The organism is Oceanivirga salmonicida, from assembly GCF_001517915.1.
GTDB lineage: Bacteria > Fusobacteriota > Fusobacteriia > Fusobacteriales > Leptotrichiaceae > Oceanivirga > Oceanivirga salmonicida.
Window position 1 is genome coordinate 1 of record NZ_LOQI01000181.1, and the last position, 468, is coordinate 468.

Below are 468 nucleotides of genomic sequence, written 5' to 3' on the forward strand. Positions count from 1 at the left end.
AAAGAATAAGAAAAACTATATAATAGTACAAAGCGACAAAAGAATATAAAAGAGAAAGATTACTTAGCGAAAGTAATTTAGCAAAAGATGAAGCTAAGAAATTAGAACAAGCTAAAATAGATGCAACAACTGAAATATCAGAATTAGAAGGTTTAACTGAAGCAGAAGGATTAAAAGCACAAGAAGAAATAGAAAAAGCAACAACAGTTGAAGAAGTAACTAAAGCATTAGAAGCTGCAAGATTACTTAGCGAAAGTAATTTAGCAAAAGATGAAGCTAAGAAATTAGAACAAGCTAAAATAGATGCAACAACTGAAATATCAGAATTAGAAGGTTTAACTGAAGCAGAAGGATTAAAAGCACAAGAAGAAATAGAAAAAGCAACAACAGTTGAAGAAGTAACTAAAGCATTAGAAGCTGAAAGATAACTTAGAGAAAGTAATTTAGCAAAAGATAAAGCGAAGAAAT

Annotated in this window: 1 protein-coding gene; it reads right to left on the minus strand. The window is 29.3% G+C overall.

Annotation, left to right across the window (positions count from 1 at the left end):
- Positions 1-468, minus strand: a 468-nt coding sequence (locus AWT72_RS10235; RefSeq protein ID WP_231724077.1) for a hypothetical protein, incomplete at both ends; no start/stop codon positions are given.